This window comes from Desulfosporosinus meridiei DSM 13257, assembly GCF_000231385.2.
Taxonomy (GTDB): Bacteria; Bacillota; Desulfitobacteriia; order Desulfitobacteriales; family Desulfitobacteriaceae; genus Desulfosporosinus; species Desulfosporosinus meridiei.
The window spans coordinates 4303980-4329290 of the sequence record NC_018515.1; the positions used below are offsets into that span (position 1 = coordinate 4303980).

A 25311-nucleotide genomic window follows, 5' to 3' on the forward strand; every position below is an offset into this window, starting at 1 on the left:
TTAACTTTAAAACTGCCGTAAATAACTCTTTTTTTATTTACAGTATTTCAATTAACCCTTCAACGTTATAAGATGCAAAGAAGAATAAATCATATTTAGTTTAGAAAGGGAGTATAGAAAATTGTATAAGAAGCTTCTTAGCTTGGTAGCCGCAATAAGCCTTATCGCAACTACGTTCATTGCTCCAGCTGGGGCAGCTCCGACAAAAAGCACTTACACGATTGCATTCCAGCAACAAATTCCCTCTGACTATGATCTAATAATTTCTAAAGCCGGCGGCAAGGTACTTAGGGTATTGCCTGAGGTGTCAGGACTTGAGGTACAATCCGATAACCCATACTTTTTAGATAATCTTAAAATGGTTAAGGGAATCCAAGCCGCAGATGTTGCCATGGATTTAAAATTAGATATGGAAATGAACTCAGTAACTGCTAACGCTCAACCTGTTACAGATATTCCCCAAGGGGATCAAATAGCTAGCTACTGGGACTATCAATGGGATATTCAGCGAATTACACATAACGGAGATTCTTATGCACTGGAGACCGGCGGTGTGGAAAACCTTGACGGAACAGTAATCCACAAGGCGGTTGTCGGTATCATAGACTCAGGGATTGATTTTAACCATCCTGATCTGAAGCCTAACATTGTTGGCGGGCAGAACTTCGTACCGGCCAATGCGGAGGGAGACCTGACTGAAACCGGTGATCCTAATGACTATAGGGATCGCTTCGGACACGGTACCCACGTTGCCGGTTTTATTGCCTCAAATGGCAAAATGAAAGGGACTGGGCCCAATTTAGGAATCAGGGCTTATCGGATCTTCTCTGCAGGCGGGAACACGTCAACTAGCTGGATTATTGAGGCTATCCTCCAAGCGACTAAAGACAAAGTAGACGTCATTAACATGTCCGTGGGTGGATTCGATAGTATCTCTCGTTATACCTACCTGGATGACAAAAATGCCTATAATGACGTTGCCGATGCACTCTTATACAGGCGAGCCATTCAATACGCAGTCAATCATAATGTCACAGTTATCGTTGCAGCTGGGAATGAGTCTCTTAACTTAAACAACCCAAAGGAAATCACAAATTACATGAACCAAGCCTACGGGTACTTAGGACTCCAGTTTAAAGGGGCTGCACGCCAAGTCCCGGGACAGATCCCGGGAGTTATTACCGTATCCTCTTCTAACCAATGGTCTAAGGATAAAATTGCTTTCTACTCTAATTATGGATCCCGCTCCATCGATGTAGCCGCCCCGGGTGGTGACAATGGATCCATCTATGCCCAAACCGGTGATCTCAACCTACGGGACTTCCACTACCACACCCTTAGCACCTACCCGACCTACCTCGAGCCCTATTACACATCAAATCTGCGGGGCTATGCTCTATTGCAAGGTACCTCAATGGCTTCCCCGAAAGTTGCAGGGATTGCAGGAGTCATTAAAGCCCATAATCCAGGATTAACCCCAGCCCAAGTCACTGCCTTGATTCAACAGACAGCGGTCGATTTAGGCAAACCCGGAACCGATGCTCTCTTTGGCGCGGGCGAGGCCAATATTTACAATGCCTTAACCCAGCGCACAATTTCACAAGCTCCTCATATACAACAAAAAGGATCTCTTCATTGACCATGTACTAAGTCTCTTGCTTCAAACTAGTTTCCTGTCTTGAATCTTAATGACGCGGCCAGCGGGGTGTTTGTCGTGGGTAACAATGACAAAAGCGACACCGTACTCTTTATTTACTTGTTTAAAAATGCCATAAACATCTTCTGAACTATGTAAATCCAGGTTTCCCGTTGGCTCATCAGCCAGGATGACCTTAGGGTTATTAATCAGCGACCTGGCAATGGCGACACGCTGCTGTTGACCCCCGGATAGATCAAGGACATTGGAGCAGCGATACTTATATAGCCCTAACATATCTAATAAGCGATTCGCCCTTTCCTTTATCTCAGATCCGTTGTTTCTTTGTATTGCACTAGGCAGGAGAACATTGTCAAAAACATTGAACTCCTGTAATAAAAAATGGAATTGAAAAATAAACCCTATAGACTGATTCCGTAACTTAGCCAACTTATGCTGCTCCATAGTTTTAGTATCAGATCCGTCGATGATGACTTCCCCACTGGTGGGCCTATCCAGAGTACCCATAATATTTAGAAGGGTCGTTTTACCGCTTCCGGAGGCCCCGACAATCGAGTTAATGCTGTGTTCCTTGATTTCTAAATTAATGTCGTAAAGAATTTGCGTCTTTACTCGGGTTCCAAAGATCTTGTTAACATTGATTAATTCAATAACATTAGGCATATTTATCCTCACTCACAAACTGAACATACATTTGTTCTTATTTTCTCATTTCATTGTATGAAATTCTATCTTGACCTCCCTAGCTGTCTAAAGCTTTATGGTCATCGATAGATTTCCCAGAACACTGCCATTTTTCTCGAACTTCCCTTGAATTTTAACACTCTTGCTGTAAAACGTCCTAAAGCTTCTTAAGCTAATTCCATCTCCGCCTTGGGTTCCCGGAATTAAGTCATCGAGGTTTATTAAGGTGGCCTGTCCTCCTGAAAGAGGAATGGTTTTATCGATCATATTCAATTTCAAGTCACATGACTTGTCGACGGTGATACTAAAGCCGGTCACTTGAGTCGTATCCGGAGCACCACTCAGGTTAAAGGTTGAGTCATTACTCATGTCACTTGAGTTGTAAGCAGGAACGGTTAACACTTGAATGTTAAGAACCTTAATGGGCTGAGTTGGAGTCAACGTTGCGGGGAAGAAGATTTCTACTGATAACCCTAAAACCCACGCCAGTCCAATAGCCATGCTTATGTAGAATAGTCGTGGCCATTTTTTACCCATGTTGTAAATTATCCCCCTAAACATCTGATAAGTTAATGCGAATCAGTCTCTAAAGACTAATTCAAAAACAGAGAGCTGGAATCCCAACTCTCTGTATCATCGGATATATTTTCCCCAACCAAAACTACATGCTCAATACCTATTATAGGATTGTTCCGATCCTTGTACATCTGTATAAATTACAGGGAAATTAAATAAATTTCCAGGCAGTTTCTACAGGGTCACCTATAATTCCATTGTTGGAAATCCATATAGCTTAAGGTTTCTAGAATCCCGTTCTCAATCTTTTTACTTGCTTCCTCAATTGCAGCCAAAGAATATACAGGCTAAGGCGGCCATCTCAGAGGAAGTAGCCGCTCAACTCCCCAATGTCAGGCGTTTTTTGGCTTAGATCAATATCAAACAGGTATAGCCATAGCCACGAAGCTGATGAGAATTGCTCCTTAAGGATCTTGCTATATGACGAACAATAAAAACCAGGAACCTTCAAGCTTCTCTTGAGGGCTCCCAGTTCTTCCCTTGCGCTGATTCAGAGACAAGGGATTACTCCCTGAGTTCCTGCAACTCTACTGTTCTAGTTTCTTACTATAAACAGTCTTAAATGAAAGTAGTCTTTTTTGCATAACATATGCTCACTTTAAGCTAACATACGTTTCTCTTCCATTAACTTGCCATCCCGAATCCTAAGTACACGTGAACATATGCTCAAGGCCGTTAATCTATGGGTAATAACCAAGCAAGTACAGGGATAGCCCAAATTCTTTATCCCCATCAAAACATCCATTTCTGTCTCCATATCCAGAGCAGAAGTAGCTTCATCTAAAATCATTACCGGGGCTTGCTTTAGGAAAGCTCTGGTAATGGCAAGCCTTTGGGCTTGTCCCTCAGAAAGCCCAAGACCATGCTCCCCGATGACAGTGTGTAAACCTTCAGGCAGCTCTTCTATGAAGCTCCAAGCACATGCCGCACGGGCAGCTTTTTCGATCTCTGCCAATGAAGAATCAGATTTTCCACATCTTATATTATCTTCAATAGTCCCACTAAAAAGAGTGTTTCCCTGTGGTACATAAGTTACCCATTCTCTGGTAGCTGCCGAAGCTTCATAACATCCACCCGAAGTATCTGTAAAGTACACCGTCCCTTCTGAGGGGCGAAGCAAGGCCAGGAGAAGTCTGACAAAGGTCGTTTTCCCCTCGCCGGAGTGACCAATTAATGCAACTAGTTGACCCGGCAATATTTCCGTTGTGATATTATCCAACACCGGTTCACCAGCAGAATAATAGAAGCTAACCTTATGAAAACTCACTCCCACATCTTTAAGTCTCGGAACATCATCTGAACTATTTTCCATTGGCATTGTTTCCAGTTCCATCAACCGACCTGCTGAAGCTATCATTGTAATAATCTGAGGCACAGTCCTGGCCAGTCCTACAAATGGGGTTTGAACCTGCTGTACCAATTGAAGAAATGCAGTCATGGTACCAAAGCTGATCGCCTGCTGAGAAAGCCTAACTGCCCCCCACCCAAACGCCAAAAAATATCCTGCCCAATATCCTAAGGACATTGCATTATTTGCAGCAAGGGTTATCCGATTTCGTTCAAAAATCCATTTCATGCGATTTTCATGAAGGGCTTGTAAGGAATCGTGATTGTGTTTCTCCAAACCAAAACTCTTAATAATAATGAAATTTTGAATTGCTTCTTGAATATAAGATCGATAAGAACTCTCCGATTCCTGAACCTTCACCTGAAGGTGTTTAAGCTTTCTCCCCCATAGCCGACTTAAAATTACGGTAAAAGGCCCTAATACAAAGGCCATAACTGCAAGCTTCGGTTCAAAATAAAGTAAGGTTAAAAAAGAAGCTCCTAGTTGAACCCCGAGAGCAAAAAAGCCCGGTATAACATTGACCAGACAATTTGTAATGTTATTCACGTCACTAGTCAACCGTGTTAAAAGATCTCCACTATGATACGCAGAAAGGGGTAACCATTCCGTTTTTAACAATCGGTTAAAAAAGCGTTGCCGTAAAACATTGGAAAAGGACTCCGAGATACGTACCGAAAGAAGTGATTCCCACACCACCATTAGCATACTCATAATAACAAGCCCGGCAAAAATTGCTCCCGCTATACCCGCCATATTAAGCTTAGCTTCCACGGCATAATCCACCATATTTTTCGAGGCAATAGCAGTGGCTACACTCATTAAGGCCCCTAAAACATCTATCAGTAGAATAACCGCAATACCTGGTAAAAATGCCTTAATTTCAGGCTTGATCCATCCTGCGAATTCCCATATTTTAAGTATTTCACTTTTTAGGATCATACTCTTATTTTCTCCCCACTATTTCCGGAATACCAGTATGAAGCCCCTAACCTTGAATTAATTTCCGCTGGAATCTTAAAATAAAGCCCCTGAAGGGCCGTAGATAAAGCCAAACCCTAGAAAGCACAATCCACCTAAAGTCTTGGCAGGCAATTCGATTATCTTTTCTCCATATTGCAGTTACCATCGCTACCACTTGGTAAGGATATAGTGGTCCCTCAATCCATTGTTGAGCATCACCAACCATGAAGAAACAATTCTTGTCTTTCCGAATTATTCTGTGCATAACATAGTGACCATCAGTTCTATGAACGATAGCAATGTCTCCCTTAGACAATTTCTCAAAGCTTCCTTTCGTTAATTCCACACTATCAATCCCTTCCCGCAAGAAAGGATACATACTATTGCCGGATACAGTGATTCTGGCGTTCTGACCCAGTTCAAGTATTCCTGAAATTAAAGGAAGCATGCCAGCAGCTTTGATCGTCTTTATCGGAAACATTTGTAGACCAACTCCAGCTTCTTATTATTCAATTAACTCTTTTTCCCTTATATCTTCAATAAATTCTTGCACATCCCTTTGGGCAGTCTCTGCGTCAATGCAGTATTCCGTGAGTAGGGCTTGAACCAACTCTTCTGCCGAAGCATCTTTCTCTAATAATTTCCATAATAATGATCCGCTCTCACTAAGCATCATGATCCCATTAAACTTCACAACTCGTTCTCCCAAAGGTACTATCACCCACTGTCCTGCAACTTCATGCAGCATAAATCCATCTCTAACCTTCAAGATTCTTTCCTCCCAGTACTTTAAAAAATCTAAGTCACCAAAACTATAAATTACCTCGACATTGCTTCTCTTTCTACATACTACAATATAAATATCGTTGAATATTCGACTGTTAGCGTACACGAGTTAGAGGAGGAATCTCTATTGAAGTATCCTGAAATGCATTATGAGTCAAACATTCGTGTACTAACTCTACTGCCTGGAAATCCGGTCTGCACTTGAGCAGATAGACAGGAGTCTTCGCAAGCATCTGTCCTAAGTTATTAAGACACTTCTCCATGATTGCCTGATTATAATAAGGCAAAAAACATCTTGGCATAATATACGGAACTACCTTAGTTACAGGCATTCTACTAATTGAATTTTGCGACGCCTGTTCTAAGAGAATTATAGCTGTCAAAGGAGCACTCTCGTTCAGAAATAGTTCCTTTTTTCCGCTCCAGGGTGTCCCGTGAACATAGGTCTTATCATTGTCTAATCTTAAAGCCGGTCTGTCATCATTTAGAATCCGAGCACCCTTGTACTTAGTCCAAAGCTCCGCCTGTGTAGACTTTCCCGTTTCAGATGGAGCAGTAAAAATAATCCCTAACCCCTCCCAAGATATCGCCGCAGCATGAATTACTATGCCTTGGTAGAAAATAATACGATTTCTTAAAATTATTTCACTAAAAAAATTAAAAACTCCAACTTTAGCGGTTTGATTATGTTTCAAAAAAGTTATTTCCGCCCGACTCCAATCTTGATTCGCATCTGCCCTGCCTAAAATCTCGCCAGTATTTTCATCACAAACATAGATTGAAGTATTATAATAACCTTCAGAAAGGCAAACCCATTTGGCTTCATTATCAATTAAAAGTAATCCTTCGGGCTTTATTATTTTTTCACTGTCTTTTGTCACTATTTCCAGATTTATTTCTTTGGAGCCTTCTGCCAAAAAAGGTTCCAGCGAATTAAAAATTTCACTTTGGTAGGATAATATCCTTACTGAAACACCGGCGATATTATATGAATTTACCCTGATGCTTATCCCCCCTCTCCATAAAAATATGACCTGACATATGTGCCAGGCTGAGAATAGAGTTATCTTTTCCCCGGACGGCCCGGATGACCGGGGTGACCAGGATGACTGGGGTGACTGGGGTGCCCGGGATGTCCGTGACCTGGGTGACCGGGAAAACTCGGTGGGATTGGTGTTGAGGCTGTACAAGCCAAACTTTCTTCTGCTCTAAGTTCAACATAATATACCCTGGGTTTAGTATAAGTCTTCATTTTCGCTCCTCGTTTCTTTTCTTATTCTAAAGTTAATCATTTGAGTTTCCATTACATTTAAGATTCACCCTGTTTCCTCTGTCTTTTAAAGAAAATATCTATTTACGAAAAACTTTCATCCAAAAAAGTACAGAGTTCTCATTATTTAGTGGTTCCGATAAAGAACCTCTTTCCCATAAAACCGAATTGGAAGCCATACTTGCCAAGCTTTCTTCTACTCTAAGTTCAACATAATTAGTTGTCGGTTTAATATATTCTTTCATTTTTAAACCCTTCTTTATCAATTGTTAGCAAATTATATGCTGATACTCAGTTTAAGTATGCTAACTCTTCCTCATAACTTGGCTGCATTCTGTGGTGGTGCGATGTTGTTATAAAAGCGCTTAGCATTGAAGAAGTAATTGTAAGACCCAAAATACTTTTTATAATCACGTTTCTTAACTCTATTTAATACAACTCCTAAAATTTGAACATTCGAGTCTTCAAGCTGTACTTTGACACGCTTTAAACATTTTAGAGTAGTTGAACCCATTCTCACAACCAACAAAGCTGCGTCAACGTTTGAAGCCACAACAGCTCCATCACCAACGCTCATCAGGGCTGGAGTATCAAAGATTACGATATCGTAGGCATTTCTCACGTTAGCCATTAAAATCTTGAAATTAGTTGAGCATAACAATTCAATAGGATTCGGATGTGCATTACCGCAAGAAAAGTAAGTAAAATTCCTAATGTTAGTCTCACTGAGGGCATCAGTCAGTTCAACATCACCCATGAGATAATTAGAGAGTCCAACATTTAACCCCTGATTCATCCTCTTTGCAGCAGCCGGCTTACGCATATCCGCATCTACAAGCAGTACCCGCCAGCCTGATTGGGCCATCGAAATAGCAACACCAATGGCAAGCGAAGTTTTCCCCTCTTCTGGACTGCAGCTTGAAATACAAATTGTCTTTAAAGGTTTCTGGTCGTTACTAATAAGAATGTTAGCAGTTAACATCGCGTAGGCGTCATGAACAGCTTGATTTTCATGATCGTATACATAAAATGTTTTCGTTCCCATTAAATTATCTCCTCAATCAGATATTATTTTCAGGAATAATTCCGATTACCCTTACTAGCAAACCCTTCTCAATGTCTTCTGCCGAGCGTACTGTCGTATCAAAGTATTCAATAATATAGATTATCCCCAATGCGGCTAATAATCCCAGCAGCAACCCTTGAATAATCTTCTGCACACCCTTATTGACAGGATAGTCTGGTACCAAAGCTTCATCTAATATTCCAACACTATCACTATTCGAAAGTTGACGAATCTGAGTTGCAAATACACGTCCCGTTGCATTTGCAACATCCGCAGCAATAGTTGGTTCATACCCTCTGGCGCTAATAGTGAAGATATTAGAATCTTTCTTAAGCTCTATACTAATCATTGACAAAATTTCGCGTTCCGACAGGTTATGTTCCTTAACCTCCTTGGCAACTAGTGAAATAACCGATCTACTATAAACAACTTCGTAATACTCCTGAACCAATCTCTGACTAAGTTCTAAATCCGAAAAATCCAAAAACCTATTCTCTGCCGACACTTTATCGAGATTCATTATGTATAATCTTGTTTCTGCCTGGTACAACGGCTCTGTATAATACACATATAATGAGCTTATTCCACCACCTAGTACTACTAAAAGAACAATCAGCCGCCACTTACGGGCGAACGAATCTAAAAGCCTACTAATCTCCATTTCATACATCCCTTCGTGATATGAATACTATAAGTTGTCTTACAAAATGCAAACATACTAACTGGTAAATTTTGTAAGTTATTAAGTTAAATATTCCATATCAAGGGCTCATATCCTTTAAGAAATCTTGGGATATTTTGCTATTCTTTGACTAAATCTTTGGATTCCTATGTCTCAAAACCTTGACCCAGCCTAGTGCTAAAGACGACAATATTATAATATAATTAAGTTTAGTACTTCATTTAAAGAAATCTCCACAATAAGAGTAGACATGGAGGTCCCTAATGAATGCATCTCAGGAACAACTCTTACATTTACTAACATTAATGATTCATGGTGGAGAACCAAACTCCGGATTGTTTTCCAAAGTCAATGAAAACGAACTCTTTGAAATAGCCCTTCGACAAAATGTGTCTTCCTTATTACACCCTATCATAGAAGCATATTCAGCAGAACTAAATTTGGATGAACAGATTAAGAGGGATTGGAAGAAAAGCACAATCCTTATAGCCGTTCAGCAATTGCGCATTACTTCTCAACTAGATCCTATTCTCAACCTTTTTAAAGAAAATAATGTATCCACAATATCTCTTAAGGGGCTTGTCTTTAAGCAGCTATATTCCCAGCCTGAACTTAGAACTATGTCTGATCTAGATCTGCTAATTAGCGTTGAGGATATTCCAAAGTCGATTGAACTATTGAAGAGGTTGGGTTATGATGTACCCGATAATTTCAACGTTAACGACCCTGGCCATATGCATATCGAAATGTACAAGCCCGGATCCCTGCCTGTAGAACTCCACAAAACTCTCTGGAATCCTCGATATATGAAAAAAAGGGATAATCAACAATGGACAAATCAGCTATGGAAGAATAAACGTCTTACCGAAGTTGGGGGAATTCAATTTACTGCTTTAGCTCTAGACGATGAACTGATAAATTCGGTCATACATATGGCAACCCATCTAATCTACTCTGGTATCAAGCTTCGGCACCTCTGCGATTTTGCACTGTTTTTAAAAACCTACCGAGATAAATTCGACTTTGAGTATATCAATAGCACTCTAAAATCCATGGACCTTTTTTCGTTCTTCAATTACCTTCTCCTAACCTGTAATTCTTATTTAGCTTTGGAAGTCCCTATTGCTATTATTCAAAAAAACCAATGTAAACTACTAATAAATGATATATTCGCCACCAATAGTGTTGCAGAAGCTGAAGGTTGGTTAGAGCTTTCAGGTCGTTATCCTTTTTATAGAAATAATCGTCTTCTTTTCCCTCTTGCCTTTTTAATAGAAGTTTGCAGACAACTAATTAAGAAACGAAAAAGCATGTTTATTAGTATCTCCTACTCAAAGAGATCTTTCAAAGCATTTAGTACAAGAACCCACCTATTACGTATTATTGGATTACATGTCAGAATTAATAAATTCTAAATGCCGGATATCCTACGGGCTTGTTCCCTTCTTGAGATACTGGTACTGCGCAAAAGTATATTGCGAAGAATTACGTAAACTAGATACATAGAATTATATATCTTTCTTTGTTGCCCAATTAGCTTTAGACTAAACCTCTCAAAATTCCCTAAGATATTCACAGCTTTATTCATGCTATGTTCGTTGATAAAAGTAACTATCTCTTCTATTCTGGGTTCATCTTCACCTGATATTTTTACTATCAAACACTTGTTGTAAAAAGCTAACGCAGAGGAAATCAACTGTTTGTACATCTGATTTTTGTATTGCGGTATCACTTCTTTCAAATCATTATAACGGTTCTGATAAGCTTTAAATAAATCGTAACTGTTATCCAGAGTCTTTTGGTTAGAAATGCCCTCTTTTCGAAACAAATAATAATATTTATATTCATTAATTAGAACAATCTTCTCAGACTTAGCAAACAATTTATAGGTAGTTGCCATATCTTCAAATTTAGCCCCAACGGGATATCTTATTTGGGCAAATAACTCTTTTCTGTATAATTTATTCCAAGTGTAGTTCTTTACTTTTGTGTCATGAATTAATTCCTTTAAAGCCTCTTCCTGTGAATAAACCATGTCTGTTTGAAGAACGTAAGGTATCTTTATCTTATTTTCTTTTACTATATAATAGCCGCATATAGTAATATCGGCCTTAAGCATAATAGCGTTTCTATGTAATACCTCGAACATATCACTTTCTACCCAGTCATCACTATCCACAAAACCAATATAATCACCAGTCGCTATATCAAGTCCGCAATTACGAGCTTCAGATAACCCTCCATTCTTTTTATGGATCACTCTTATCCTATTATCACTGCAGGCATATTCATCGCAAATTGAGGGACAGTTATCTGGAGAGCCATCGTCAACCAGTATAATTTCTAAATTAGAATATGTTTGCTTAATCACAGAGTCGATACATTTTCTTAGGAATTGTTCCACCTTATAAATAGGTATTATTATGCTTATCTTGCAATTGCTGAATTCTAGTAGCTTGTTACCCATTTTATTTCTCCCTGTGTCTTTATATACATTATTAATGTCCTATCCATAAAGAATAAGGCAAACAGCCTTGAGCATCTCGAACCAGATCAAGGGCAAACAGCAAAATAGCATATACATAAGGAACCACCTGATAGTCATACCTTAATCCTTCTTCTGGCCGACTTCCCGACCTGGCCAACATTGATAAGGCAATTATTATGAATATCTGGAAATATAACGAAACTCTCCCTCCAAAATTAGCAAGACGGTATTCCGTAAGAAAGAATATAGTAGCCAAAATTGTAATTTGGACTGTAAAATACTGAAACTTTTCTGAACTCCTTAACAAGCCTTGCTTGTAATTGTTATAAAATAATAGGCAAATTATGAGCATTGCCATAAAGCCAGAACCTATTGTCATATCTGAGGTTATTTGGTAGGTAAGAGAATACTTTTTATAGGGATCCCATAAATTAATAAGTAAATCAAATAAGGTAATTAAATAGTTCATAAAGAATAAAATAATTACGGGAAGGATATATTTTATAACTCGAATAATTTTTTTGATATTTACATGATCTAAGGCGAGGGAATAAAGAACAAGGGCAATTATTGCAGATTTATGAAAAAAGACAGCCAACAATACAAATAGCAAGTATTTTAGAAAAGACTTATTAATAATATATTTACTTGCAAAGAAGATGATTGAAACAGCTAACATCTGCCTAGTAATATTCATCGTTAAGAAAAAAAACAAACAACTATACATAAACATCATTGTGCTCATCTTAGTTTCTTTGCGATAAAAGTAAATCCCTAACAATATAAAGAAATTTGTTAATGCTGCATAGACTGCGAATAACAGTTGAGGTGAACCGATCAAAATATATGAAATAAGAGATAATACTCTAAAAGAATACTCTATAGAATATTGGGGTATGTCCGCAAGGCTGCCAGATCTTACTATTACGTTATACATATCAATATACCCAAGGTAATCTATGCCCACATCGTACCTTAAAGCAGATGGTAATGTAATAACTAAAAATGCCAGAATTAAATATATTTTTTGAGAACTCCCTCCTTTTTCAGCCAGACCCATTAATACTGTAGAGAGAATTACTATAGTAATATACAGCAATACGCTTTCGAGTACTGACAATTCCATGTTTCGTCCCCTAACAAGTATTTAAGTTTACTTATAACAATCGATAAATTCCAAATGACTTTATTAATTGAAGAGTCCGATTAAAACCCATTCTATTAGTAGCATATCTATTCTCCTTAAAACGTTTTTTATATAGGTTGTAACCTTCACCATAATCTCTCAAGCAGAATTTGCATAATTTAACTATACGCAAATAAAACATAACCATCGAAATAGCTAATAAGGCTCTTGGTAGAGTAAGTTTTTTAACAACAAACTTATTAATTAAGATATTAAGATTAATTTCAAATTCGTTAGCACGGGTAAGAAGGCTCGGATTATGTATTACCTTGATATGGGGATTGTATTCTACGTAATATCCTTGGTTATACGCACAAATACAGGCAAAAAGTTCCTCACAACCATAAAATAGCTTTTCCGGATATAAGTGTTTCGTTGTGACATAATCCTTCCTGATGAAATGACTAGCTCCAATAAACGAAAAAACGTTATTTGGATTTTCCCTACTCCCTATATCTCTAAGCAGACATTTTTCCTTCAAATCATATATTTCCGTGGCAATTGCAAAAACACCATTATTCTTAAGCATATAATCATAGGCATAGCTTAACTCTTTGCTATTATCATCAAAGTAAGCATCGTCATCCAAAAAGAAGACAACCCTGCTACGGGCCATATTAAAACCATAATTTCGGGCTCCGGCTACACCAAGATTGCTATTCATAAAAAAAGGCCGAATCTTAATATGGGGCGGCGTGATAATTTTATTCAGCATTTCCTTGGTATTATCACTAGAATTGTTATCCACTATAATAATCTCGCAGTTCATATCTGCGAAGGTAATGCAGGAATCAATGGCTCTTTTTAATTCCTTTTCTCGATTACATGTAATAATTACAATGGATAATAAGTCGTTGGTATACACTTTTCTCACCTTTATCCTTTGAATCAAAACTTGTTCTTTTCCAGACCCTCAAACTTGAGAGAAATATTCATTTATATGTTCAATATGTGTTTTGGCAATATTCTTCATGGTATATCTTTGAATTTTATTGAGATTATTTACCGACATCATGCTTGCAAGGCTGTCAGTTTGCATAATTTCACTAATCTTTTCAGTCAAGGCAGTTGCATTATCAACGGGAACAATAAATCCATTAATACCATTTTTAATTAGTTCTACACCGCCTATACACTGATCTGTCGATACAATGGGCAACCCACAAGCCATAGCTTCATTAATCACAAGCCCCCAAGTATCCTTTCTCGTTGGTAAGACAAATAAATCTGCTGCTTGATAATACTTAAAAAGCTCTTCTTTAGGCAGGTATTCTATTAGTTTCACATTTTCTAATCCATTAGTTCTAATAAACTCAAGATAACTACTTTCCATACTCCCCCCTCCTATCATAAGGAGCTGATAGTCACCTTTAACGTTTTTCCAAGCCTCGAGTAAGACATCAAATCCTTTTCTATAAACAAATTGACCTACGGTTATAACAGTTTTTTTATCCTCTAGCTTTAACTGTCGTTTCAAAATTTGTTTTGCTTCTATTGATAGAGGCTTTCTCAATATGTCTGCCTCCGTCAAAGAGGTAAATTGATGATAGCGAATATTTTCCTCTCTGGCACCAAATGTTCTAAAATATCTCCTGGAAGATTCGCCGGATCCAAAACATAAGGCGGCTCGTTTTATTAAAAACTTTTTAATAGTATTTTTGAAAAAGTTCTTTTGAATAAATGCACCATCGTTATTTATAAAACACGGGACTTTATGATAAATACTGGCTAGCATTAACCGCACCCCATTAGGCACAGCAAAATGATAATCTAAGACAAAATCGTATTGCTTTAAGTTCTTAAGGCTCCGGTTAAATCTCGCTAAGGCCTCTGGAGTATCAAGCACACAATAATTCAGACTGGAATCTTTCACCATATAATCCACATGTCTTTCTTGATTAATATGTTGATTAAAATAGACAGACAATTCATATTCCTTGGCAAGTTCCTCAAATACTCTCACTCTATATGGTGCAGGAATCTCAGCAAAAACTATGGCTCTCTTCATACTTCCCTCCGAATAGGACTTCGAAAATTGTAATCCGCGTCATCAATTCATAAAAGACATGTCTGACCATCGTATTTATTTACACTAACAGGATACATAACAATACGATCACGTTTTTGTCCATCCGGGAACTGTATGTTTCCGAACTGACATAACCCCATTGGCAGAAAATCCTTTTTGAGAGCAATTATGTCCTGGAATCCTTCGCTTAAGTTCCCTACTATAATATGAGATTTACGGTCCTTTACGCCTTTCGCTAACTCATAAGAGAACAAATTGCGTATTCTTCCATATGCTCCGCTTGGTTCGACAGATGTAGAAAAGATAAACTTGTCAGCATTTTTAGTACCATACATACAAGCACCGGGCATGTCATAGAGTATCTCTGTTTTCCAAGCACTTGAATCTAATGAGGCTAATACAATTGAATTATTTTTGTGAGCTGAATCCATTGCATATAATATCCCTTCCTCAATTGGAAAAGCTACACAAACCCGATAAAGTTGACTTCCATAAAGAATTGGTTCAACCTCACGGAAATCATTTCTTGCCCTCCATATTCCAGATTCGCTATCCTTGTCTCCAGTTAGTATAAGTACACAATCCCTGTACTTATCAGCAATGATGCCGTGTATATGCCTAATTTTTCTTTTCGGAAAGGTGAATTTTTTCTCCCAGGTCATGCCTCTTCTCGTATATACTGAAACCTCTTCCCTACCTGCATTTCCCCAGTATTCTCCATAGGCAATACAATCATGGAAACCCGTAATTCCTTCTATTTTGCAAAAATTCAAAGGATTACTCATCCCTTGACGAAATCTATGTTCACAAAGTATTTTTCTCTTTTGAATATCTACGAAATATATTGCTCCGGCAAAAGATACTAAATATTTTCCTTCGCTTATTTCTAATGTCGTTCTGGGCTCTAGGCGCATTATTCTTTCAGTTAACCTTTGCTTAGATAGGATTTTCTGCATTTTGGTCATTGGAAGGGCTCCCAAATAGATAGGCTTATCAGTAATCGAAGGGTGGTAGTACAGTTTGCCCATTCTAAAGGATAAGCATTGTTTATCTCCAATATATAAGGGCTTAAAATTATTAACTATCCTGACTCTCATGCTTTCCTCCTTCGACTAATAGACCAAGACCCGTACTAAGACCTAGCCCAGTTTTTTAAGACTTAACCATTTGTAACAGTTTCATGAATAAGCGATCACTATTAAAGTTTTCAACGGCAAAGGTATATCCTTTTAAGCCCATTTCATAATTTGGCTCTTTAAGAAAATTAATTAAAACCTTGGCAATTGCTTCCGGAGAATCCGGTTCCACAACAAATCCGCAATCAGCCTTCTCGATTATCATCTTACCTTCCCCTCGGCCTGCATAAACTATGGGTCTGCCGGCAACCATGTAATCCATTATCTTGGACGGCAGAGCTGAATCATACATGTTATTCCCCCGCAGGTGGGCAAACAAACAATCGGCCTCCAGATAAAATCCGCTCAGCTTACTCTTGGGGACGGAAGGATAAAATTCCACGTTGGTTAGCTGAAGACGTTTAACCAACTGAGTTAAATACTCTTTTTCAAGACCATCACCAACGATCTTATAGATAATATTGTAATCTTTGGTCAGCTTAGCAGTTTCTATCAAAACATCCAGCCCTTGAGGAATCCCTACTAAACCTGTATATAACACTATAAAGGCGTACTCATTAGCTGACTTAGGAGTATAAGGCTTAAGTTCACTTTCCATAAATCCATTGTATAAGATAAAAACAGAGTCTTCGGCAATACCGTTCTCTAATAGAAAGGACTTTTGTATTTCGTTAGAAACAACGACAATTTTACTAGTTGACGCTAGTTTTAACATGGACTTCTGAACTATTTTTCCAACTATGTTTAGCTCCCCAACCTTATTAACAAACGCGTAATTCCAAATTAAGTCGCGAATTTCCAATATGAAATAGCTGCCCTTTAACTTCGCCAAAAACCAACCGGCATACCCTAACATCACTGAGGGTGTACTAGCATAAACATAGTCTGTCTTCTTTGAGAATAAACCCGTAAGAAAGCTAAAAAACCCTAACCATAGTTCAGATATCATTCTTTTGAACATCTTTTTTCCGATAATGGGTTTGAACCGCATTATCTTTGCAGAAATTTCGGACTCTTCCACAAAGAACTTTCCCTTGTATCTCTCTGGCAAAGTTCTGCTGGGATAGTGAGGAAACCAGGTGATCACTGTAGTGTCTATTTTGTTCTTTCTAAGGCAATCAACCAGGCGAAAAGCTCTGTAAGAGGCAGCGCCTGTCTCTGGCGGGAACATTTGGGTCAACAATGTCACAGATTTCATCGGACATATTCCTTTCAGACCATTATCAAGATATATCCATATCAAGGTAATAGTTCTTTTTATCTAAAGACAAGTGAATTGACCCCTGCTCTTGTGCTATTTTGAAACATTCCACTTGATAAGCTATGAGTACATAGCCAAAATACAAAGCACTCGTACCCATACGTAAAGTCGAACGTTCTTGTTTTAGTCCGAATTCCGGGAAATACAGACTCTTTAATATATCCAGCTTAAATCCGGCATCAATAGCAAAAGGCTGAATTACTAATTGATCTGCAATAATACCCGTTGGAGTTAGGACAGGATCTAAATCAGGATGGAAATGTAAATGGCTGAGATGCAATCCATCTCCTTCTCCTTCTTCCTCTCCCTGAACCCTATCCAAAATAACCCAAAACCCATCCTGGTGCCCTATTACAGTCCTCCTATGTAAAGAGTCTTTGGAGTCATACTGACTTCTTTCAGCACTCACAATGCAGTATTCATTTCCTTCCTTCCAACCGCAGCTTTTAATTTTCCCACGCCTTGCCATTCGAAAACTTGCCCATAGTTCAGATTGTTCCTTACCATTGATTGCAACAGTATTATGACTAAAGGTAGAGCGACAATTATCTCTGAAAATGCCCGGCTGGTACTCATATACGCCGGTATCAACGAGGTAACGTTTATCCTTAAGAGAAAGCTCAAAACTCAACATATCATTATGGGCGTGGGCCGGTAAATAATCCGGAGCTAAATCACCACAGTCTAGAATCATTTTGCCGAAGTTATTATTCAAGCAAAAATATCCGGTATCCGGTCTTGCCGCCAATCCTCCGTGTCTCAGTTCGCTCAAGTAATTCATGTTCTTCGTCGGATTTGACAACAAGTAACTGATCCTGCCTGGCCGGGCATAAATTGACGGGGTTTTATTCAGCAATCGAGCGCCTACAAAAAGGATATCTGATGATTCGGCAGCTATATTAAAAGCTGAATCATTGAATAAGCTAATATCTCCATCCGGGTGGGTCATTACCTCTAGAAAATCCAGCATTAATCCTAACTTCTCTATTAATTCTTTAGGTACCGGTATATCTAAGAGCCTCATAAAATAAATAATCTCAATCATATCCTGGGTGACAATAGCTTGGTACATTGGCGATCGTTCAAAGTGACCGCCATCTTCTAAAATCTGCTCCTCTAATTCTTCTAAGAGTTTTGATACAGATTCTTGAGCTATTTGAATAGACTTTTTAGTTTTGAAGAAAAACCCCAGCACGATTAGAGCTTTTAAATTTTTGAGAAGATGATTACCTTTAATGTCCAACTCCAGATTTTCAGATAAATAGAAGAAATCCCTATATAGATAGGTCATTAAACTTGATGCCGAGTTGAAAGGGGCTTTCATACAATTATTCGTCAGCAAAATCATAAAAAGGAAATTCACTAGCCTTAGGCTTACCACATACGGTGAAGCAATTACCTTATGTTTATAATCGTAGGCCTCTATCCAGTCACCTAAAATAGATTTTAATTTTTCCCACTTCACCATATCTTTTTCTACATTGATATAAATAGATATAGGAAGTAAAAAATCAAAATAGTTTAGATTGTAACCCCAAAGTGTCGAGGGGTAAGCATTTGTCCAATTTATTTTATTTGAGAATCTGACCTTATGATTTAAGAACTTGAATACCCTATTTTCAATTATCTCTTCTGCTGTAGTAACAATTTTTTGATATAGATCTTTATCTTTAATTTCCTTATCAACTTTAATTGAGCATTTCTTAATGTTTTTTTCAACTATTGCTTCGTTAAACCTATGGTTAAGGAGTAAATTCTGGCACCTCTTTGAGGGGTCAAAGATTCTATAATAAATATTTCTTTTGATTAATAGTTTAATCCGAAAATATATTTGACTAGCTTTATAATGTCTTACTGTATGGAGATATAAGAGAATTCTATTCTTCACATTACTCTCTCTTTCTAAATATCCCATTATAGTCTAAGAATCTAATATATGGATAATCCACAAGCTTTATTGAATAGAATTCCGAATGACTTACCAGAACGACTACGATTGTGGCCTTAAGTAAGGCTTCTTCTAAAGTGCATAATTTAACATGACTTAAATTGATATCATCTGGTAGATTCTTAATATGTGGTTCAACTATCAAAAAATCTCTATCATCTTCTGATAATACATACTTCCTTACAATCTCTAAGGCCGGCGATTCTCTAAGGTCGTCTATATCGCTTTTATAGGCCAATCCCAAAAAGGCGATTGTCGATTGTCTATCAAATCCCAGAGCTACTTCTTTAATTCGATCATAAACCCACATCGGCTTCGAATCATTGACCTCCCGAGCGGTACGAATTAGCCTTGTCTTATTGGGCATTGAATCTACGATAAACCACGGATCGACGGCAATACAATGCCCACCTACACCTGAACCCGGCTGAAGAATGTTAACTCTGGGATGTTTGTTGGCCAAATCTATCAAGTTCCAGACATTGATATTATACTTTTCACAGATGAGTGAGAGCTCATTGGCAAAAGCAATATTTACATCGCGAAAGGCATTTTCCGTCAACTTAGTCATCTCAGCAGTTCGGGCATCGGTTAAATGAATCTCCCCTTTGACAAAAACCTTATATAAATCCTTTGCCCTCTCCGCTGCTTTGGGGGAAAGCCCTCCGATAATCCGGTTGTTGTTAACTAGCTCGTGAATTATCTTGCCGGGTAACACTCGTTCCGGGCAAAAGGCAAAGAGCAAATCCTCTTTACCTAAATCCGGCCGAGCGTTAAAAATAATGTCAGCTACTCGTTCAGTTGTGCCGACAGGAACAGTTGACTCCAAGATTACAAGGTTATCCTTCTTCACAACCTTTGAAATACTTAGAGCGGCAGCCTCAACGTATCTTAGGTCAGGTTGCTTATATTCATTAAAAGGAGTAGGTACTGCTATGATATAAGCATAAGCTTCTACCGGATCTAATCTGCCAATCAGCCCACCGGATTCAACTGCCGAAGCGACTACGTCTTCGAGATCTGGTTCAACTATGTGGATTCTACCTTGATTAATAGTATCAACAACTTTAGGCTTTACATCCACACCTATCACCGTAAGACCATTCGCCGCAAACATTGCGGCAGTTGGCAATCCAATGTATCCCAGACCAGATACACATAACGTTAAATTCATAATCTTCTCCCCACGTTCAAGAATTCACACTAACTAGCCACCTGACTGCAACTATTCGGAAATTATGTCTGTACTTTCTACACAAATTAAGGATTAATGTAACTGTAAAATTTTGTAAGTTTGCAATGAACTACTTCTACGTTAATATAAATAATCCTTGTTAATCTATAAAACTAATTATTTCTATATTTATACATATAAAAACAAGATTCTGTTTTCTTGATTATCAAAATTACAAAATTTGAGTATCTATTATCACTTTCTTATTTAATACAAAAAAAATACCGCCATACCAGCGGTTTAAATTGACGACCCTCATATTTATGGATTAGAAATATGTCTTCCCAGAGAAAATAGTCTTACAAATAGTTTTCTAGTTAAATCTTGCAATTCACGACGATATAAAACAAAAAGGCATCCCAATATAATCATTTGTATACCTAAGAATCTATTACCGTAGTAAGCAAGCATCATTTGGACAATCAATAGCAAATATGTCGCAAGTTCTTTGGGCAAATTATTCTTTATTCGTATATATTTAATCATGATATTATACCGTATTGCCCAAACAAGAGTAAAACCCACTGCTGTTGCAAGGGCTGCACCATAACCGCCAAGTTTCGGGATAAACAGAAAATTGCCTGCTGAATTGATCATTGCCCCAACCATTGCAGTATGGGCAATAATTTTTGTTTCCTTAATTGCTACAAATATATGTTCACAAGCAAGTGAAAGTTGGCTCATACACGCCGCAATTAAGAGTGGGGGTACAAATTTCCATGCCACATAAAAATCTTTTGCAAAAAGAAGCTGGGCAAGGGGAATGTTAAAAACCATAATTATCGAACAACATGCAACCATCCCAAAACTGATTGCAGAATAACTATTTCCTAGGAAATGATCTGAATCCTGTGAATCGAATTCTTTAATTGCAGAGATGGAAAATGCTTTTGCTATTACATTTCCCAAAACAGAAAGAATTGTTGGGATTTTATAAGCCACAGCAAGGACACCTGTAGCAGATACTCCACAAAAAAAGGTCAAAACGAACTTATCTAATGAATCATTAATCCACCAGGATAGCGCACTAAATATCATTGGAATACTAAAATATATCATTTCTTTTCTAAAGACGCTGTCAGCAAAACCTATACGCACGTAAAGGAAGAGCCTAGCCCCAAAGAAAAGCAGTAAGACACTTGCTGCAGAACCAATTGAATTTGCCATTAAATAACCAAAAATTCCTAAATTTAAAACTAACAAGAATAGAAGATTGCAACAAATATTAATTACTATCGCTACAACACTACTGACTGTTAATATTTTGATCTCATTAATTCCACGACAAAAGTAAGAAAAAATATTATTCAAGGCACCTAAAAAATAACTAATGATAATGAACAACAGATAGATCCAGTTTAATGGAAAAACGTCCAGCATTTTTAGACAAATGCATCCAACAATTAACACTGCTCCACCAATAAAAGATATTGTTATACCCACGCCAAATACATCACACTTATCGTATCTATTATCCATGGCATAACGCATAACTGCATCTTGCACTTGTAATGTCAAAATCGGCAATACAAGTTGAACTACATTCGTCAATAAATCAACAGTGCCATAATCTGCCGTAGAGAGACAGCTTGTATATAAGGGAACCATAAAAAAGGATAAAACACGCGGCAAAAATCCGGCCAAAAAAAAGAGACCTATGTTCTTGATAAGATAACTATACTTTTCCTTCATTATGTTTGAATCCGTCTTTCTTAAGTAAATCCATAACCATTTCCGTATTTGCCCTATGTTTAATAATCAACCGAGTTTGTTAGCTAATCCAAGCTTTTTAAGCATATATAACACTGTGTTTTTTAATCCTATAGTACTAATTTTTTTCTTAACTCTAAACGGGAAATCAATTATACGTGTAATTATGGAAGCACATTTCTGTCCAATAAGTCTTCCTAACTTTCTTTCAATATTATGATACATAATTTCTTCTTTTTGCTTCCAGGACATCTGATAATGGTGTATTGATCGTGTATTATTTGTAATTTTTGTATCTCCCGTAAAGTAATCCATAGGACAAAAATACTCTTTCGGGTATATATAAATACCCTTCACACATTGTATTCCCTCTCGATTAGTCAATCCATGATGTTGGAGTATTTGGGTTGTGTGCTTAACAATTGTTGTCTGATTTAATGACCCATCGGCATTTCTAAAGTGTATATCATTATAATACTCAAGTATTGCTCCATATAAGTAATTGCGCTTTTCAGCTGCTAACCCCAGGCCTGGAGCTACAGTTCCAGGTACACTATCTGCCATATCTACTTCGAATCCCATAAAAGGCCCCCGCGACACAAGATCATCAATGTTTCCGATTAGTTCAACATCTGTGTCAAAATACAACCCGCCTTCATGAAACAAAATCCAAAACCGCGCATAGTCGCTTACAAAAGCCCATTTTTTGGCCTCGTAAGCCTCCTTTACATAGTCACAACAATCAATTTTAAAGTTGCTTTCATTCCACTCTTTAATAACATAATCAGGACAATACTTCTTCCAACTTTCAATACACCTCATAGTTAGTTCCGGTAAAGGATTCCCCCCAAACCAGCAGTAGTGAATAACTTTAGGTATCATAATTTCTCCTTAGATAGGGTTAATAAAAATGTAAAATTTTTCAAATTATCATTAAGCTACTTCTACGCGAACATAAATAATCCTTGCAAATTATCAAAATTAAATATTTCTATATTTATACATAAAAAGACAAGATTCTGAGTTAGCAATAGAGCGAGCATAAAAATAAGTCACCTACTAGCATTATTTGCTTGAGGGTGACTTATTTTTATAACATTCCCGCCCTGTTTTCAAAATTTGTGGGTATCTCTTCTACTTGGTAATATTGAACGAACTAGCTGGCAGTACGGCATGAAGATTTATCTTGAGCATCTAGAGAGAAACTTTTCCCATTAAATGAGAATGATTTTGACACATTAATACCGAGTGAGGTTAGTAATTCTGATGTTGATCCCAAGTCTGTTTCATTGTATTGGTTAACTGAAATAGACCCATTTGCAACTGAATAATGAAGTCTAAATCTATTAGCCATTAAGCCCGCTTTTTCCTGTTGAGCAGGTGAATAACTAAAATACACATCGGTAGCCAGCTTATTCCTAGGACTATCAATAGGTTCCTTATCGGTAATTGTCATTGAAAAACTAGTTGAAGCCATACATTACCATTTATGCACTATATCGTCTCAACCTTTTAATCAAAGGGTAAATCAATGCACAGTTCAACCAAACAGCATAAATTATGCAAACCATGCAAAGAAAAATGCAAAGAATCAAGCTATCAAAAAGCATTGTAATCCCAATCAATACCAGACATAGTCCCCCTAAGAGGATGAACTCCTTCCAATTCACTGCCAGAGTAAAATACCGTTTCGTATGCTTGAGCCGAATGATAAACAGGAACTGATATGCCGCAAAAGTTGAAAAACTTGCTGCCTGCAAACCAATGAACCGAATCAGCGCAATATTGATAGCGACATTCAATAACGCAGCCAATATTGTTGTCGCAAGACTTCGCTTCGTTTCTTTAGAAATCTGATATCCCAAACCCAGAAAACTACACAATGCACTAAACATAGCTCCCATAAATAAGAAGCCTGTATAGAGCCAAGCCGATTTATATTCAGTAGCTACGAACAGTTCGATGACGAGTTTTGTTGCAGGAATAGCACACATACACAATGAGAACAGTAGCACATAATATCTGTGAAAAATATTGCTGAAAAATTCATTGCGGTTCGATGTTTTGTATTCTTTAATAGCTGACTCTTGCCATGCTAAGTAAAAAATGCTTGTAATGGTCGTTAGTATGGTTGGGAACTTGTTGGCCATAGAATAAATTCCGTTGAACTCCATGCCTAAATAGAACAGGATTATATATCTGTCACATGAGTTCACCACCCACCAGGAAATCGCGTTTGGAACCAAGGGTGCAGAATATCGCAGCAGTTTTTTAGCTACAACCTTGTCCAATCCGTATTTCAGAACGCCGCGCAGTTGTTTTATCCAGACAAACAGAAAGACAATGCATGCAACATTTGCAATAATCATGGAAATCAGCAATGCAATCACGCCAAGTCCCAGTACCATTAGTCCAATGACCTGACAAATCAACATTATTAGGCTGTTCAATATACCGCAGAATGCATATACCTTGCTCTCACCCAGGCCGCGAACAGTGTCTTGCAAATAGGTAAAGAACATCATGCTTGCGAAATATAGTCCGATCCAGCCTGCATATTCCAAGTGATATACCCATACTAGCGCAATAAAACATAGTCCAGCTGCACTTGTAGTCAGGCAAAGGAACTGAAATCCGGTGCTTAGAATTTTCTGCCTATTTTCATTTTCTCCGCCTATCAGATAACGATATACGCCGTCATTGATTTGAAAAATGATAAGCGGCTGCAGCAATGCAACAGTAGCAAGGATCAAGTCATAGTATCCCATATCATCCGGCCGGATAAAATTAGAGTAAACCAACACCATCACATAGGCAAGGACTTTCGAGCCAAAATTGCCAATTGCAAATACAACAGTTTTTTTAATTAGCGTTTTTTCCCTATTCATTAAATATCCCTTTTGTTATTTTTGTTAATATTCTTCCATTACCATTTTTAGTGCACGTTTATGTACATCAAGCATTCTTTTAACTTAGTGTTACTCACCTGCGCTATAAATCTCCTTCTGCCCCAACTTAGTTTGGCAAATCATAAGAAGTTTATCTCATTGAAGCTGTTCTAATTAAATTGGCCAAAAATTCTTATATCGTTTCAAGGTCTATTTGCTTGGTGTTACGGATTAAACAAATCGACTGCGTTTTTGCTACCGAACCGAAAATGATCTGTGTGGGCCAATAGAAATAATCAAGGTGAAGAGCTAGCTAAAGGCAAGCTGAAGAAACACAGTGTCTGCAAAACTGAGAGGTAAAGCCAAAACGAGTTAATAATAACCGTAATAAGTTTCTTCCAC

General features: G+C 37.8%; 24 protein-coding genes. 2 read left to right on the plus strand and 22 right to left on the minus strand.

Annotated elements, in window-relative coordinates:
* Positions 1-121 precede the first annotated feature (121 nt).
* Positions 122-1639, plus strand: coding sequence for a S8 family serine peptidase (locus DESMER_RS19900; RefSeq protein WP_014904867.1), 1518 nt, complete (start codon positions 122-124; stop codon positions 1637-1639).
* A 21-nt stretch (positions 1640-1660) separates the two neighbouring features.
* Here DESMER_RS19900 and DESMER_RS19905 read toward each other — a convergent pair whose 3' ends face one another.
* From DESMER_RS19905 to DESMER_RS19945, 10 genes are all read right to left on the minus strand, one after another.
* The gene (locus DESMER_RS19905) at positions 1661-2320 is read right to left on the minus strand and encodes an ABC transporter ATP-binding protein (protein WP_014904868.1); all 660 of its coding nucleotides are present in this window, start codon (positions 2318-2320) and stop codon (positions 1661-1663) included.
* Between the two features lie 87 nt (positions 2321-2407).
* Positions 2408-2878 (minus strand): hypothetical protein, encoded by a 471-nt coding sequence (locus DESMER_RS19910; RefSeq protein WP_014904869.1) that lies wholly within the window; start codon positions 2876-2878, stop codon positions 2408-2410.
* Between the two features lie 637 nt (positions 2879-3515).
* Entirely contained in the window at positions 3516-5204 is a 1689-nt protein-coding gene (locus DESMER_RS19915; RefSeq protein WP_014904870.1) for an ABC transporter ATP-binding protein, read from the minus strand.
* Between the two features lie 46 nt (positions 5205-5250).
* Positions 5251-5706 carry a S24/S26 family peptidase gene (locus DESMER_RS19920; RefSeq protein WP_014904871.1) on the minus strand — a complete coding sequence of 152 codons (456 nt, stop codon included), beginning with the start codon at positions 5704-5706 and terminating at the stop codon, positions 5251-5253.
* Between the two features lie 24 nt (positions 5707-5730).
* Complete coding sequence (locus DESMER_RS19925; RefSeq protein WP_014904872.1) at positions 5731-5994, minus strand: PqqD family protein; 264 nt, start codon at positions 5992-5994, stop codon at positions 5731-5733.
* Positions 5995-6106: 112 nt separating this feature from the next.
* Positions 6107-6928 carry a hypothetical protein gene (locus DESMER_RS19930; protein ID WP_014904873.1) on the minus strand — a complete coding sequence of 274 codons (822 nt, stop codon included), beginning with the start codon at positions 6926-6928 and terminating at the stop codon, positions 6107-6109.
* A gap of 146 nt (positions 6929-7074) precedes the next feature.
* Positions 7075-7263 (minus strand): hypothetical protein, encoded by a 189-nt coding sequence (locus DESMER_RS19935; RefSeq protein ID WP_014904874.1) that lies wholly within the window; start codon positions 7261-7263, stop codon positions 7075-7077.
* Positions 7264-7361: 98 nt separating this feature from the next.
* A complete protein-coding gene (locus tag DESMER_RS24080) occupies positions 7362-7526 on the minus strand; it encodes a hypothetical protein (RefSeq protein WP_014904875.1) in 165 nt (54 codons plus the stop codon).
* Positions 7527-7597: 71 nt separating this feature from the next.
* Entirely contained in the window at positions 7598-8326 is a 729-nt protein-coding gene (locus DESMER_RS19940) for a CpsD/CapB family tyrosine-protein kinase (RefSeq protein WP_014904876.1), read from the minus strand.
* Positions 8327-8342: 16 nt separating this feature from the next.
* Positions 8343-9008, minus strand: a complete 666-nt coding sequence (locus tag DESMER_RS19945) for a YveK family protein (protein WP_014904877.1) — start codon at positions 9006-9008, stop codon at positions 8343-8345.
* Positions 9009-9292: 284 nt separating this feature from the next.
* Between DESMER_RS19945 and DESMER_RS19950 the strand changes: the two genes are divergently transcribed.
* Positions 9293-10444: a nucleotidyltransferase domain-containing protein gene (locus DESMER_RS19950; protein WP_014904878.1), complete on the plus strand. Its 1152-nt coding sequence runs from the start codon at positions 9293-9295 to the stop codon at positions 10442-10444.
* On the opposite strand, the gene DESMER_RS22680 is transcribed toward DESMER_RS19950, so the two are convergent.
* From DESMER_RS22680 to DESMER_RS20010, 12 genes are all read right to left on the minus strand, one after another.
* Entirely contained in the window at positions 10441-11496 is a 1056-nt protein-coding gene (locus DESMER_RS22680; RefSeq protein WP_014904879.1) for a glycosyltransferase family 2 protein, read from the minus strand. The two genes, DESMER_RS19950 and DESMER_RS22680, sit on opposite strands and share 4 nt — an antisense overlap.
* A 31-nt stretch (positions 11497-11527) precedes the next feature.
* Positions 11528-12643, minus strand: a complete 1116-nt coding sequence (locus DESMER_RS19960; RefSeq protein WP_014904880.1) for an EpsG family protein — start codon at positions 12641-12643, stop codon at positions 11528-11530.
* Between the two features lie 31 nt (positions 12644-12674).
* Entirely contained in the window at positions 12675-13568 is an 894-nt protein-coding gene (locus DESMER_RS19965) for a glycosyltransferase family 2 protein (protein ID WP_148275308.1), read from the minus strand.
* A 48-nt stretch (positions 13569-13616) separates the two neighbouring features.
* Positions 13617-14711 carry a glycosyltransferase family 4 protein gene (locus DESMER_RS19970; RefSeq protein ID WP_014904882.1) on the minus strand — a complete coding sequence of 365 codons (1095 nt, stop codon included), beginning with the start codon at positions 14709-14711 and terminating at the stop codon, positions 13617-13619.
* Positions 14712-14758: 47 nt separating this feature from the next.
* Positions 14759-15829 carry a hypothetical protein gene (locus DESMER_RS19975; RefSeq protein ID WP_014904883.1) on the minus strand — a complete coding sequence of 357 codons (1071 nt, stop codon included), beginning with the start codon at positions 15827-15829 and terminating at the stop codon, positions 14759-14761.
* A 55-nt stretch (positions 15830-15884) separates the two neighbouring features.
* The gene (locus DESMER_RS19980; RefSeq protein ID WP_014904884.1) at positions 15885-17066 is read right to left on the minus strand and encodes a glycosyltransferase family 4 protein; all 1182 of its coding nucleotides are present in this window, start codon (positions 17064-17066) and stop codon (positions 15885-15887) included.
* Positions 17067-17091: 25 nt separating this feature from the next.
* Positions 17092-19017, minus strand: a complete 1926-nt coding sequence (locus DESMER_RS19985; protein ID WP_042334040.1) for a heparinase II/III family protein — start codon at positions 19015-19017, stop codon at positions 17092-17094.
* 1 nt (position 19018) lies between these two features.
* Positions 19019-20251 carry a UDP-N-acetyl-D-mannosamine dehydrogenase gene (gene wecC, locus DESMER_RS19990; protein WP_014904886.1) on the minus strand — a complete coding sequence of 411 codons (1233 nt, stop codon included), beginning with the start codon at positions 20249-20251 and terminating at the stop codon, positions 19019-19021.
* Positions 20252-20572: 321 nt separating this feature from the next.
* Positions 20573-22003, minus strand: coding sequence for an oligosaccharide flippase family protein (locus DESMER_RS19995; protein WP_014904887.1), 1431 nt, complete (start codon positions 22001-22003; stop codon positions 20573-20575).
* Positions 22004-22069: 66 nt separating this feature from the next.
* Entirely contained in the window at positions 22070-22903 is an 834-nt protein-coding gene (locus DESMER_RS20000; protein ID WP_014904888.1) for a glycosyltransferase family 32 protein, read from the minus strand.
* Positions 22904-23177: 274 nt separating this feature from the next.
* A complete protein-coding gene (locus tag DESMER_RS20005; RefSeq protein ID WP_014904889.1) occupies positions 23178-23498 on the minus strand; it encodes a hypothetical protein in 321 nt (106 codons plus the stop codon).
* 10 nt (positions 23499-23508) lie between these two features.
* Positions 23509-24909, minus strand: coding sequence for a lipopolysaccharide biosynthesis protein (locus tag DESMER_RS20010; protein WP_014904890.1), 1401 nt, complete (start codon positions 24907-24909; stop codon positions 23509-23511).
* Positions 24910-25311 lie beyond the last annotated feature (402 nt).